We start from the raw sequence: 11,666 nt of genomic DNA, 5'->3' as shown, positions 1-11,666 counted from the left end.
TACATAATTTTCGATATCCAAACTTACCCCTATCTGGAAGATCTATTTGTTGACGCTGCCGAACGTGGCGCAGGGGCGGGTAAAGCGCTTATCGACGCCCTGATCGATGAGGGTAAGCGGGAAGGGTGGTCAAAACTCTACTGGGTAACCCGCATGCACAATCCGGCGCGTAAGCTGTATGACCACTATGGTGAAGCCGACGATTACGTCCGGTACCGAATCACCCCTTAACCGGGTTTGAATCACACTGTATCTGCGTCTGTGATACATACACAGGTATGCAATAAAGCCGCATCCGCACACATCCTTTATACAAACGCATGGTGTTATATCTCCGTCAACTGAACTCACCCGGAGATAACATCATGTTTAACAAACTCGCATACTCAGCAGTCGCCCTGACCGTTTCGCTTGGCACCGTGATGTCCTGTCAGGCGGAAGCGATGGGCAAGGATTACGCGTCGGCCTTCAACCAGGTTAAACAGATTAACGCTGGCGATTTGAACGTCGGTTACGTCGATATCGGGCCAAAAGAGGGGCAACCGGTGATCCTGCTGCATGGCTGGCCGTACGACATTCACAGCTACGCTGAAGTGGCCCCCGCGCTGGCCGCGAAAGGGTATCGTGTCATTGTGCCGTCCCTGCGCGGGTACGGCACCACACGCTTTATTTCTGATAAAACGCCGCGAAACGGTCAGCCTTCGGCAATGGCAAAAGACATCGTCAACCTGATGGACGCCCTGAATATCAAACAGGCAGTGTTTGCCGGTTATGACTGGGGGGCGCGTACGGCGGATATCGTTGCGGCGCTCTGGCCGGAACGGGTGAAATCGCTGGTCTCGGTGAGTGGCTACCTGATCAGCAGCCAGGCGATTGGCAAACAGCCTTTACCGCCGAAGGCAGAGGTTCAGTGGTGGTATCAGTTCTATTTCGCCACGCCGCGCGGTGCGGAAGGCTATGCTAAAAATACGCACGATTTTGCCCGGTTGATCTGGTCCCAGGCTTCGCCTGACTGGAAATTCAGCGATGCCACCTTCAATGCCAGCGCCAGGTCCCTCGATAATCCGGACCACGTTGCCGTCACGCTCAGTAATTACCGCTGGCGTCTGGGGCTGGAGAAGGGGGAGCAGAAATATGACGCCTACGAACAAAAGCTGGCTACGCTGCCGAATATTACGGTGCCGACCATCACCATCGAGGGCGGTAACAACGGGGCACCACATCCTGCACCCGCAGCCTATGCGGGGAAATTCACCGGAAAATATGAGCACCGTACTTTCGGCGCAACGGTTGGCCACAACCCGCCGCAGGAAGATCCGCAGGACTTTGTTAACGCGGTTGTCGACGCGGATAAGCTCTGATATGTGCTATTTTCAATCCGTTACCTCTTAATCAGGGAGCCTGCGGTGGAGCATATTGATCACATCCTTGTCGTCGATGACGACAGGGATATTCGTGAGCTGATTGTCGATTACCTCGTGAAATCCGGCTACCACGCCTCTGGCGCGGCGAACGGGAAAGAGATGCGCGTAGTGCTCGACAAACAGCATATCGACCTGGTGGTGCTGGACGTGATGATGCCCGGCGATGATGGCCTGACGCTGTGTCGACAGCTGCGCAGCAGCAGGCATAAGGATCTGCCGATCCTGATGCTCACCGCGCGCAACGAGGACACGGACCGCATCCTGGGGCTGGAGATGGGCGCCGACGATTACGTGGTGAAACCGTTTGTGGCCCGCGAACTGCTGGCGCGTATCAAAGCTATCCTGCGTCGTTTTCGTACTATGCCGCCTAATCTTCAGGTGACCGAGGCAGGGCGCCTGGTGGTGTTCGGGGAATGGCAGCTGGATACCGTGGCGCGTCATCTGATTGATAACGAGGGTATGGTTGTGGCGCTCAGCGGGGCGGAATATCGCCTTTTGCGCGTATTCCTCGATCATCCTCAACGGGTGCTGACCCGCGACCAGCTGCTGAACCTGACGCAGGGACGTGATGCCGAGCTGTTTGAGCGTTCGATTGATCTCCTGGTGAGCCGCGTGCGACAGCGTCTGAATGAAGATGCCCGCACGCCCGCCTACATTAAAACCGTTCGCAGCGAAGGCTACGTTTTTACCATGCCGGTGACCATCGTCGAGGCCAATGAATGACGCTGTGGCCCCGCACCTTACTGGCCCGGCTGCTGATCATTGTGCTGCTTGGACTCTTGCTGGCTAACGCGCTCAGCCTGACGCTGGTCATGGTTGAGCGAATGCGCAGCGCGCGTACGGTTATGCTGGGCAATCTTGAGAACGACGTGGCGACCAGCGTGGCCATTCTCGACCGGCTTCCGGCCAAAGAGCGGCCAGAGTGGCTGGAACGGCTCAGTCGCGGTAATTATCGTTATATCCTTGGCCCCGGCGAGGCAGGCGCCGCGCCAACGGACAAGCGCTCGCGGGACGCGATTCGCACCCTGAAAGAGACGCTTTCAGCACAATATCCGCTCCACTTTACGGCGGTGCCGGGGCCGATTTCCCATATTCAGGCCCATCTGACGCTCCGCGACGGCGCACCGCTCACCATCGATCTGATCCCGCGCATGCCGCCTGTCGCCAGCTGGTTGCCCGTGGTGCTGGTTCTTCAGCTGTTACTTGTCGCGCTCTGCTCCTGGGTTGCCGTGCGCCAGGTTGTCCGGCCCTTCCTGCAATTCACGCGCGCGGTTGATTCCCTCGATCCTGCGGCCCATTCTCCGATGACTGAAAAAGGTCCGGTTGAGGTGCGCCAGGCAGCGCACGCTTTTAATGAGATGCAGTCGCGGATACAGACGTATCTGCGTGAACGCGCGCAGATTCTGGCGTCCATTTCTCACGATCTTCAGACGCCCATCACGCGCATGAAGCTGCGGATCGAAATGGCGGATCAGCCCGAACTCCGCGATAAGCTGCTGAGCGACCTGGATAATATGTCGCGCCTGGTACGGGAGGGGATTGCCTATGCCCGGTCATCAGAATCCCTGGAAGAGACCACGCTGAAGCTGGAGCTGAATGCGTGGGTTAACAGCATCGCCAGTGATTATCAGGACATTGGTAAAAACGTGCAGTTTCATGCACGCAATGCGCGTCTGCCGATCGTCACTCGTCCCCAGGCATTGCGCAGGGTAATGACCAATCTGCTCGATAATGCGCTGAAGTTTGGCGATAGCGCGGTAATTGAGATTGATGAAAATGAAAGGCAGGTAGCGATCCGCATTATGGATAACGGCCCTGGCATCCCGGAGGCAGAACTGGAGGCGGTGTTACAGCCGTTCTACCGGGTTGAAACGTCGCGCAACCGGGAAACGGGCGGCACCGGGTTAGGCCTCGCCATTGCCGCGCAGTTCACCGCCCAGCTTGACGGGAAATTGCATCTTGCAAACCGGGCAGAGGGAGGGCTGGCCGTAAGCGTGATCCTTCCGCGCGGTTAATTGTACGCCTGTGTATCTGCACCCCGCGCCGATACGCAGGCAGACAAAATCCAGCTTTTCACACACAGCCTGAACACATTCGTACGATGAAATGACCTCACTGCATCTTCGCAGCAACCGTATCGTGAGGTCGTTATGTTTATGATAATCGCTTTTTTAGGCGGCATGATTAGCCTGCTCAGTCCGTGCACGCTTCCCGTCATTCCTCTGCTGTTCGCCGGCTTTCAGGGGCAGCGCAAACACATTCTGGCGCTTCTGGCGGGAATGATTGTGATGTTCATGTTGGTGGCGATGGTAGTAACGGTTGCCAGCGAGTGGATCGCTGACGCCACCGTTATCGGTCGCTGGATTGCGCTCCTGGTACTGAGCATTGCCGCCCTGGCCCTGATCTTCCCGCAGTTCGCTCAGCGCATAGCCCGCCCGGCGATCAGCGCGGGAAACGTTCTCAACACCCACAGCATGCAGCGACGCGGCCTGATTTCGGCTTTTCTGGCAGGGCTGGCCGTTGGGCTGCTGTGGTCCCCCTGTGCCGGACCGATTCTCGGGGCGATCTTCAGCATTAATATTGCGGGCCACTCGGCTATCGCAACCGGAGCGCTGTTAGCCGCTTACGGTAGTGGGTGCGCGTTGATGCTGGGGCTGCTTGTCGCGGGGGGCCGTAAGCTGATAACCCCTCTGAGGGCCAAATCCGCGTTGATGGCGCGTTTGCGTCAGGGAGCGGGAGTGATGATGTTAGCCGCCGTTGCGTTCAACGCCAGCGGGATGACCTCAGCCCTGAAAGGTGCCAACGGTATTGCCGACCAGCTGGAAAATGCCCTGTTGAGCCTTGCGCAACCTACCTCCACGCAGGTGAAACTGCAACCGGTCACTGACACGACGCCGGGCAGCCAGCTACCGTCATTAAGCGGCGGTACGGGTTGGGTAAACGGTGACCCTGTCACGTCTGAGGCCTTGCGGGGAAAAGTTGTGCTTATCGATTTCTGGACCTGGGACTGTATCAACTGCCAGCATACGCTTCCGCATGTGCGTGACTGGGCGAAGAAATATCAGTCTGAAGGTCTGGTAGTGATTGGCGTCCACACCCCGGAATACCCCTGGGAAAAGCCGTTATCATCGGTGAAAAACGCGGTCAACAAATGGCAGTTGCCGTACCGCGTAGTGACGGATAATAACTACAAAATCTGGAGCGCGTTCGGAAATCAGTACTGGCCCGCACATTACTATTTCGATGCGAAAGGGCAACTGCGTTACACCGCGTTTGGCGAGGGGAGCTATGACAAGCAGGAGGCCGTGATTCAGCAGTTGCTCAAGGAAGCGCGTTCCTGATCCGGCTTACGGAACCCGCTGAGCCACCAAAAACAGGCGCGGAAAAGCCAGCAGTATCTGCCCGTTCTCCTGGAGCGGATACTGCTCTTCCAGCAGCTCAAGATAGCGTTTCAGATAGTTTTTCTGCTCGCTTTCGTTGAGTTCCTGTAACCACGGGCGTAACCCTGTCGCGCTGACCCAGTCAATAATCGCCTGATGAGAGCTCATCTGATGGAAGTAAGTGGTGCGCCAGATATCCACGTCGCATCCCGCTTCCGTCAGAATATCGTAGTAGGCATGGATACCCGGCAATGGCTCGCGGCCACGATCGGGGTAGCCCTGTTCCCAGGCAACTTCACGCATCAGGGCGTGCGTCGGCTCAAGCCAGTTGTCAGGCATTTGCACCGCCAGCACGCCGTTTAACTGGAGCAGCGAAACCAGGTGTGGCAGAAGGTGGTAATGGTCCGGGATCCATTGCAGTGAGGCGTTGGCGTAGATCAGGCTGAGCGGCTGGTCAGGTTTGTAGTGCCGGATGTCCGCCTCAACAAAGTGGCAGTCTGGCAGGGCCTGCCGGGCTTCCTCCAGCATGGCCGGGGAGTTATCCACGCCGGCGATCTGCGCTGAAGGCCAGCGCTGTTTCAGCAGCGCGGTGCTGTTGCCTGGCCCGCAGCCCAAATCCACGGCAGAGGTTATGTCAGCAAGCGGCACCCGGGCGAGTAGCTCTGCGGCGGGACGTGTGCGTTCTGCGCTGTACTGTAGATAAAGAGAGGGATCCCAGTCGGCCATTTTCGCATCTCCGTGTTGAGGTGTTCAGCAAGAATAGCACAGGCAAATACCTGCGCCGGGGCAGGTATCTGGCTAATTGAGATATTATAAAATGCCTTTCAGGGCCAGGTGATAGAGCAGCATGATGGTTTTTCCGTCGACAATCTGCCCATTTTCAATGCCCCGAAGCGCGTCGTCCAGCGTCATTTCCAGTACGTCGATATCTTCTCCCTCTGCTTTAACGCCGCCGCCCGCGCTGGTCCGATCCTGCGGGTGATATTCCGCCAGATAGAAGTAGAGTTTCTCGGTAACCGAGCCCGGGCTCATATAGGCCTCAAAAATTTTCTCTATGCGCGTCACCTTATACCCGGTTTCTTCTTCCGCTTCGGCCTTAATCCGGCTTTCCGGGTCAAGGTTATCGAGCAACCCGGCGGCCGCCTCAATGAGATCCTCTTCGTGACCATTTATAAACACCGGGAAACGGAACTGACGCGTCAGAATGACGGTTTTGCTGTCGCGATTATAGAGCAGTATCGTCGCGCCATTCCCCCGGTCATACACTTCACGCTCTTGTCGCTGCCAGTCGCCATCGCTGCGCTGGAGGTCAAAAGTGTATTTTTTCAGGTTATACCAGTTGTCGGACAACGTTTCGCTGTTGATGATGCGTATATCTGCACGTTTTGATTGCACGTTTGGCTCTCCTCTCGTAGAGTAAGCATCATAAACAGCACTATCGTGCAAATACAAGGCATATCGTGCAACAACAGGAATAATTCATGCTCACAAGCCAGCGTAAACAGTTGATTCTGGAAAAACTGGAGGCGGAAGGTCAGGTCCAGTCTACTGCGCTAAGCCTCTTTTTCTCGGTGTCTGAGGACACTATCCGCCGGGATTTACGTGAACTGGCGGCAGAAGGGCGTTTGCAGCGTGTTCACGGCGGCGCACTGCCAGCATCGTCAGCGATTGCGCCTTTTGCCGAGCGTCAGTCCGTCAAAATGGATGCAAAAAAACGCGTGGCACGGCGAGGCGCGCAGCTCATTTCACCGGGGCAGGTGGTGATCATCGATGGCGGGACGACCACCTCCGAACTTATTACGTTCTTACCACCCGATTTACGGATAACCGTGGTGACGCACAGCCCGGGTATCGCTTTGGGGCTGGTCGACCATCCATGCATAGAGGTGATCCTGATTGGTGGTCGTTTGTATAAACACTCCATCGTCACGGTCGGCGCGGCCGCTATTGAAGGCATCAATAATATTCATGCGGATCTGTTCTTCATGGGGGTCACCGGCGTTCATCCTGAGGCCGGGCTGACCACCGGAGATTACGAAGAAGCGTGCATCAAACGTGCATTTTCCGGCAGAGCGGCGGAAACGGTGGTATTGGCCTCACCGGAAAAGATCAACACGGCCTCGGCGTTTGTGATTGGCGACCTGTCGCTGGTGAATACGCTGGTTGTTGAAAACACAACGGATGAACGCTGGGTGAGCGCTCTGAAAGAAAAGGGCGTTGCGGTGATCGCAAGCCAGTAAATATCTGCTTTTTTGCCAGCCTGACCGCGTGGCTGTCAAACAGACAAAGGTTATCCTTGACGCGGATTTCTAGACTAAGGCTTTCATCTGTTTAAGGACAAGCCATGAAAGCGGTCTCCATTCTGACGTGCGGCGCGGACCCAACCGCGCAACACCTGTCAACGTCTGCCATTCAGCAGGCCATAAATAGCGCTCAACAGAACGATGTCATTGTTATTCCGCAAGGCCGTTTTCTAACCGGAGCACTGTTTCTGAAAAGCGGTGTTTCGCTTCACCTGGACGCGGGCGCACAGCTCGTTGGAAGCCAGGATCTGGCTGATTATCCCCTGATAAATACCCGGGTGGCCGGCATTGATATGCGCTGGCCGGCAGGCATTATTAATATCATCGATTGTGAAAACGTCAGCATTACCGGTACAGGCACGATAGACGGGCAGGGTGTTATCTGGTGGCAACGCTTCTGGGGCGATGACGAGCGCAGCGGCATGGTCGGCGATTACAGCGCCAGAGGATTGCGCTGGGTGGTTGATTACGACTGTCAGCGCCCGCGCAATATCCTGGTCTTTGAAAGCCAGAGCATTCTGCTGCGTGATTTTACCAGTCGGGAGTCCGGATTCTGGAACATGCACCTCTGTTATTCGCACCATATCGCTGTTGAGGGCGTGCAAATCAGCAATTCTGCCGGACCGAGCACCGACGGGATTGATATCGATTCCTGTGAACAGGTGCGGGTTGAACGCTGCATTGTTTCCTGTAATGACGACAATATCTGCATCAAATCAGGACGAGGACGCGAAGCGGCGCAAAAAGCACGTACCGCAAGGGATATAGTGGTTTGCGGATGTACGCTGAATAAGGGGTCCGGGATCACGCTGGGGAGCGAAACTTCAGGCGGCATTGAACGCGTCCTGATAGAAGATAACGCGTTTAACGGTACGGGCGTCGGGTTTCGCATTAAGTCGGCCCGCAACCGGGGCGGGTTTATCCGTGATATCACCGTCCAAAATTTACATCTTACGGACGTACGTTTTCCGGTGCTGATCCAGCTGAACTGGTTTCCGCAGTACAGCTATGGCGACCGGGGAAATTTATCTGATAAACCAGAACACTGGCGCAAGCTGGCTGAAGGTGTTGAGGGCGAAGCCGGTCTTACTGCGGTCAGCGGACTGACGATTAAAAATATGACGGCGCGTCGCTCAGACAACAAATATTTCTCGCGGGCATTTTTCATTGAGGGGTATCCGGAGCGTCCTGTGACCGGGTTAACGCTGGACGGAATTTTGATTGACGCGTCAGAGTTCGGGAAAATTTCCGGTGTGGATGGGTTGCGCTTTAAGGATGTGCAGGTGACTGCCGTAGAGAACACGCAAGACCGTAACGACAGTTATGAGCGTTGATGTATTGCACGGTGAAGGCGTTAACGTTACTGTTAGAGAGCTACAAGCAAATAAATCAGGGGCTTACCGTGAAGAAAGAGATAAAAACACTGGAATCGAGACAGATTTATCGTAACCGCTGGATGTCGCTAAAGGAAGACCGGATTCTGAGAGCCAATGGGAGCGAGGGGCTTTATTCCGTCATTGAAAAAGATGATTTCGTGGTCATCATTCCGGTTGAGAATGATGAAATCTATCTGGTTGAACAATACCGATACCCTCTGGGCCAGAGAACCACAGAACTCCCTCAGGGAAGTTGGGAATGTTCTCGCGACGCTGCACCTGAAGACGTTGCCAGAGGCGAGCTTAAAGAAGAAACCGGGTTAAGCGCCGGGAAAATGGAGTACGTCGGTTATCAAAAGCTCGCACAGGGTTATTCAGCCCAGGGTTATCATATTTACCTTGCCACGGAGCTGACATTTACCGGCCAGCAACTGGAGGAGGAAGAATACGGCCTGACGGTGAAAAAAATTAAAATTAGTGCCTTTGCTCAATTAATACGTGACGGCAAAATCACTGACGCCACCTCAGTTACGGCATTCCTGCTGGCGAGAACAAAAAATATGTTCTCTTAATCATAACGTTTTAGATTAATATTGAGTCTCCACATCATTGTCAAAGCCAAGTTCAGATGCCCGGGGAAGCGCAAAGCTCAAATATTTGATCTGTGCCAGGAGCGGACGTTAATGTCAATATTCTCAGGCGGAGGCACACCAGAAATGGCTGCCTCCTGATAAAATGGTGTTATTGTTTGGATGTTATTTTTCATATCCGTATAAATTAATCCTACCTGACAAGTACTCACCTAAATATACTTCACTAATTTTACTGAAGCCTTTCTTTGTAACTTCAGTTTCTAACCATTCACTGTCTTTATTAAGGATTTCTAGCAGGTCATGGTTGGCCAAACCGTCCACTATAATTGGATAGCGTATATTTTCATCGCCACTTTGTATGATGGTTAATTGCCCATTTTGTTCGAGAACGACGCGTTTTAGTTGTTCTATCTCATAAATTCCATTTGCTCTTAATTTGAACATTAGATCATTTGCAGAAACACCATTCCGTAAACACTCCTTAACATTAACACTGCCATTGTGTACTAAGGTAATCGGTTTCCCATCAATTATCCTTTTAATTAATCGATTGTTTTCCTTCAGGAATTTAAGAGCGAAGACCAAAAGAGTCCATATGATTAGTACCAGAATAAATTGAAGAACCGATATAGATTCGTTGTAAATTACGCCTCCTATAATTCCCCCCAGCACATAGTTTTGAACCTGGTCCATTGCAGATGAGGGGGCCAGATTTCCTTTTCCCATAAGATTTATTTGAACAATTAAACACAGTATCCCCAGGCCCAACTTTATAATGATAGGTAAATAAATTATCATTTCCACACCTCAGTTTGTTATGATTTCTATTTCTGGGTTTACTAACGAAACCTCTACTAAATTGTATGTTTTTTGATCCGGGCTCAAATTGACGCGATAAAAAACATCACTAATTTTAACGATAATGCCATCAGAGAGTTGTACGGAACTGGAAAATATAGCATTTACATTCACATCTTTTTTTTGTGATAGGAGCCTAACAAAATTAACCATTTGCGAGGATTGGGAATGTATATTTTGACTATCAGTATAATCAGCATACTGAACACCAGAAATGAAGAGCAAAAACAAGAAAACTATGATTGTTAAGTCACGATATTTGGTTTGCAGGCGATGACGCATATACAGGCTAAAAACAACGATCAAGATAAATAAAGTACTAAATATAACTATGTATTTTAAATAATCATTGATATTAGACTGCATTTGTAGATAATCTATGCTATAAAATTTCATATAAGTTCAATCCCTAACCCCTCAAAACCACATTTTATTATAGTAAAACATTTCCATTTATTAGTTATCAGCTGAAATTGATCATTATCCTTAAGCCAACTATGTTGACTTGCTTGTTATGACTCAAGGCATCTCAATGTTAGTAGCATTCAGAACTTCCGTTCTTCGCTCATGTCGGGCATTTATCATTCTTCCATACAGGTCACTCACTACCGGAAAAAGAATTCAGAGTATAAATAATCTTCTAACGTTTGTCCTGAACCAGCTTAATAAACTAAGGAATCTGCCCGAGGCGCTTGTTGTCCACGATAGCAGCCTAATCAATTTCCTGAATACGATTATAAGTGAAGTAGGGAAGGATGACTCCGTTTAGCCTGAGTTCTTTCCGGCCATCCGGGTAATGCCAGACCTCAATGTACTTCCCAATATTTTGACAGGTGAACATCGTGCAGTTCTTCGTGTTCCTCGCTGGCAGCGTAGGCCCAAAGTCAGTATAGCTTTCGCGGATAATATTGAATGCGTACCGGGCAAGACCATCCGGTAGTTGATTATTGCCGGGTTTCCTGCGACGACGGCCAGCCATACCCAGTGGGCCAGATTCATTGTAACGCAACAGAAGGCGTTGGCTGTGACTGTCTGAAATATCAAGGCGCTGCGCGGCCATCAGTGTGGTCAAAGGCTGGACGACAACGTCCTGAATGATTTTGAGTCGGTTAACTTTGTCCATAGTGAAAAACTCCGCTGCGTGTGCCGTCATCAGAATCCCTCGATGGTGAATCTATGTGATGTACACTTAACTTATCCTTATCCCAGAACGGACATTACAATTTTGCTGTTACAACCTTAGTGCGCATAATGTATATTATGTTAAATATGGTGGGTTTGTTCTTAGGTTCATGAGTTCCTCTCTTTCAGGAACTTACCGATGAATCAGTCAGTTGCCAAAGTTTAGTTGTGGACTTACGATGACTTCATAACGCAAAAATTACGGGGCATCCGCTAAGTTCATGGCATATTCCATCTTACATTTATCGAGGAACAACCAGAGAACTCATCTCATAGTTGATGATGTGACTACCCTACCGGTCATGTTCGCCACAATTTATGGAATGAATGAACTGAGCAAGAAACATCTGGGGACTCAAGAAAACATTCTGTGTTCGCTGCGCTTCTTTTACGTCTATTACTTTAAGAAGCACAAACGAACATTTGACTACGATTTCTATCGGTCTGTCTACAATATCTCCTGTTTTATCAGGGAGCTTGATGGCTTCTTTACTTACCTGCTCGGGAAGCAGCACCTGAGTGACGAGACCGACATAATCTCTACCGGGTT

Annotated in this window: 12 protein-coding genes and 1 pseudogene; 8 read left to right on the top strand and 5 right to left on the bottom strand. The window is 51.8% G+C overall.

From position 1 onward, the window contains the following. Positions 1 to 3 precede the first annotated feature (3 nt). The 5 genes from SK54_RS12935 to SK54_RS12915 all read left to right on the top strand — a co-directional run bounded on the left by SK54_RS12935 (position 4) and on the right by SK54_RS12915 (position 4,765). Positions 4 to 231 carry a GNAT family N-acetyltransferase gene (locus tag SK54_RS12935; protein ID WP_254909581.1) on the top strand — a complete coding sequence of 76 codons (228 nt, stop codon included), beginning with the start codon at positions 4 to 6 and terminating at the stop codon, positions 229 to 231. 134 nt (positions 232 to 365) lie between these two features. After that, a complete protein-coding gene (locus tag SK54_RS12930) occupies positions 366 to 1,361 on the top strand; it encodes an alpha/beta fold hydrolase (protein ID WP_048247379.1) in 996 nt (331 codons plus the stop codon). A 45-nt stretch (positions 1,362 to 1,406) separates the two neighbouring features. Continuing rightward, a complete protein-coding gene (locus tag SK54_RS12925; protein WP_022651194.1) occupies positions 1,407 to 2,147 on the top strand; it encodes a response regulator in 741 nt (246 codons plus the stop codon). After that, the gene (locus SK54_RS12920) at positions 2,144 to 3,439 is read left to right on the top strand and encodes an ATP-binding protein (protein ID WP_048247377.1); all 1,296 of its coding nucleotides are present in this window, start codon (positions 2,144 to 2,146) and stop codon (positions 3,437 to 3,439) included. The genes SK54_RS12925 and SK54_RS12920 overlap by 4 nt, the downstream gene beginning before the upstream one ends. A gap of 135 nt (positions 3,440 to 3,574) precedes the next feature. Continuing rightward, positions 3,575 to 4,765, top strand: a complete 1,191-nt coding sequence (locus SK54_RS12915; protein WP_048247375.1) for a cytochrome c biogenesis protein/redoxin — start codon at positions 3,575 to 3,577, stop codon at positions 4,763 to 4,765. 6 nt (positions 4,766 to 4,771) lie between these two features. Here the strand turns inward: SK54_RS12915 and tam are convergent, their stop codons facing one another. Continuing rightward, positions 4,772 to 5,530 (bottom strand): trans-aconitate 2-methyltransferase, encoded by a 759-nt coding sequence (tam, locus tag SK54_RS12910; protein WP_048247373.1) that lies wholly within the window; start codon positions 5,528 to 5,530, stop codon positions 4,772 to 4,774. 84 nt (positions 5,531 to 5,614) lie between these two features. Further along, positions 5,615 to 6,199, bottom strand: a complete 585-nt coding sequence (locus SK54_RS12905; protein ID WP_047050949.1) for an NUDIX domain-containing protein — start codon at positions 6,197 to 6,199, stop codon at positions 5,615 to 5,617. A gap of 86 nt (positions 6,200 to 6,285) precedes the next feature. Here SK54_RS12905 and SK54_RS12900 point away from each other — a divergent pair, with 86 nt between their 5' ends. The 3 genes from SK54_RS12900 to SK54_RS12890 all read left to right on the top strand — a co-directional run bounded on the left by SK54_RS12900 (position 6,286) and on the right by SK54_RS12890 (position 9,055). Further along, positions 6,286 to 7,044, top strand: a complete 759-nt coding sequence (locus SK54_RS12900; RefSeq protein ID WP_015570520.1) for a DeoR/GlpR family DNA-binding transcription regulator — start codon at positions 6,286 to 6,288, stop codon at positions 7,042 to 7,044. Between the two features lie 104 nt (positions 7,045 to 7,148). Continuing rightward, a complete protein-coding gene (locus SK54_RS12895) occupies positions 7,149 to 8,441 on the top strand; it encodes a glycoside hydrolase family 28 protein (protein WP_048247370.1) in 1,293 nt (430 codons plus the stop codon). Continuing rightward, on the top strand, positions 8,441 to 9,055 hold the full coding sequence (locus SK54_RS12890) for an NUDIX domain-containing protein (RefSeq protein WP_082195373.1): 615 nt from the start codon (positions 8,441 to 8,443) through the stop codon (positions 9,053 to 9,055). Before SK54_RS12895 ends, SK54_RS12890 begins: the two co-directional genes overlap by 1 nt. Before the next feature lie 183 nt (positions 9,056 to 9,238). Here the strand turns inward: SK54_RS12890 and SK54_RS12885 are convergent, their stop codons facing one another. From SK54_RS12885 to SK54_RS12875, 3 genes and pseudogenes are all read right to left on the bottom strand, one after another. Then, a complete protein-coding gene (locus SK54_RS12885; RefSeq protein WP_015570517.1) occupies positions 9,239 to 9,874 on the bottom strand; it encodes a DUF421 domain-containing protein in 636 nt (211 codons plus the stop codon). Between the two features lie 9 nt (positions 9,875 to 9,883). Beyond that, entirely contained in the window at positions 9,884 to 10,330 is a 447-nt protein-coding gene (locus SK54_RS12880) for a DUF3290 domain-containing protein (RefSeq protein WP_014069654.1), read from the bottom strand. A gap of 428 nt (positions 10,331 to 10,758) precedes the next feature. After that, a pseudogene (locus SK54_RS12875) lies at positions 10,759 to 11,087 on the bottom strand (ISNCY family transposase); the annotation flags it as partial. Positions 11,088 to 11,666: the final 579 nt, after the last annotated feature.

Source organism: Enterobacter sp. MGH120 (genome assembly GCF_001037725.1).
In the GTDB taxonomy this organism is placed as follows: domain Bacteria; phylum Pseudomonadota; class Gammaproteobacteria; order Enterobacterales; family Enterobacteriaceae; genus Enterobacter; species Enterobacter hormaechei_C.
The sequence above is the reverse complement of the archived record's forward strand: the minus strand, read 5'-3'. Positions and strand labels throughout refer to the sequence as shown.

What these genes read in the sequence shown, in the direction of transcription:
- SK54_RS12930 (WP_048247379.1), top strand. Translation starts at nt 366, where the DNA reads ATGTTTAACAAACTCGCATACTCAGCAGTCGCCCTGACCGTTTCGCTT.
- SK54_RS12920 (WP_048247377.1), top strand. Translation starts at nt 2,144, where the DNA reads ATGACGCTGTGGCCCCGCACCTTACTGGCCCGGCTGCTGATCATTGTG.
- SK54_RS12915 (WP_048247375.1), top strand. Translation starts at nt 3,575, where the DNA reads ATGTTTATGATAATCGCTTTTTTAGGCGGCATGATTAGCCTGCTCAGT.
- tam (WP_048247373.1), bottom strand. Translation starts at nt 5,530, where the DNA reads ATGGCCGACTGGGATCCCTCTCTTTATCTACAGTACAGCGCAGAACGC.
- SK54_RS12900 (WP_015570520.1), top strand. Translation starts at nt 6,286, where the DNA reads ATGCTCACAAGCCAGCGTAAACAGTTGATTCTGGAAAAACTGGAGGCG.
- SK54_RS12895 (WP_048247370.1), top strand. Translation starts at nt 7,149, where the DNA reads ATGAAAGCGGTCTCCATTCTGACGTGCGGCGCGGACCCAACCGCGCAA.
- SK54_RS12890 (WP_082195373.1), top strand. Translation starts at nt 8,441, where the DNA reads ATGTATTGCACGGTGAAGGCGTTAACGTTACTGTTAGAGAGCTACAAG.
- SK54_RS12885 (WP_015570517.1), bottom strand. Translation starts at nt 9,874, where the DNA reads ATGATAATTTATTTACCTATCATTATAAAGTTGGGCCTGGGGATACTG.
- SK54_RS12880 (WP_014069654.1), bottom strand. Translation starts at nt 10,330, where the DNA reads ATGAAATTTTATAGCATAGATTATCTACAAATGCAGTCTAATATCAAT.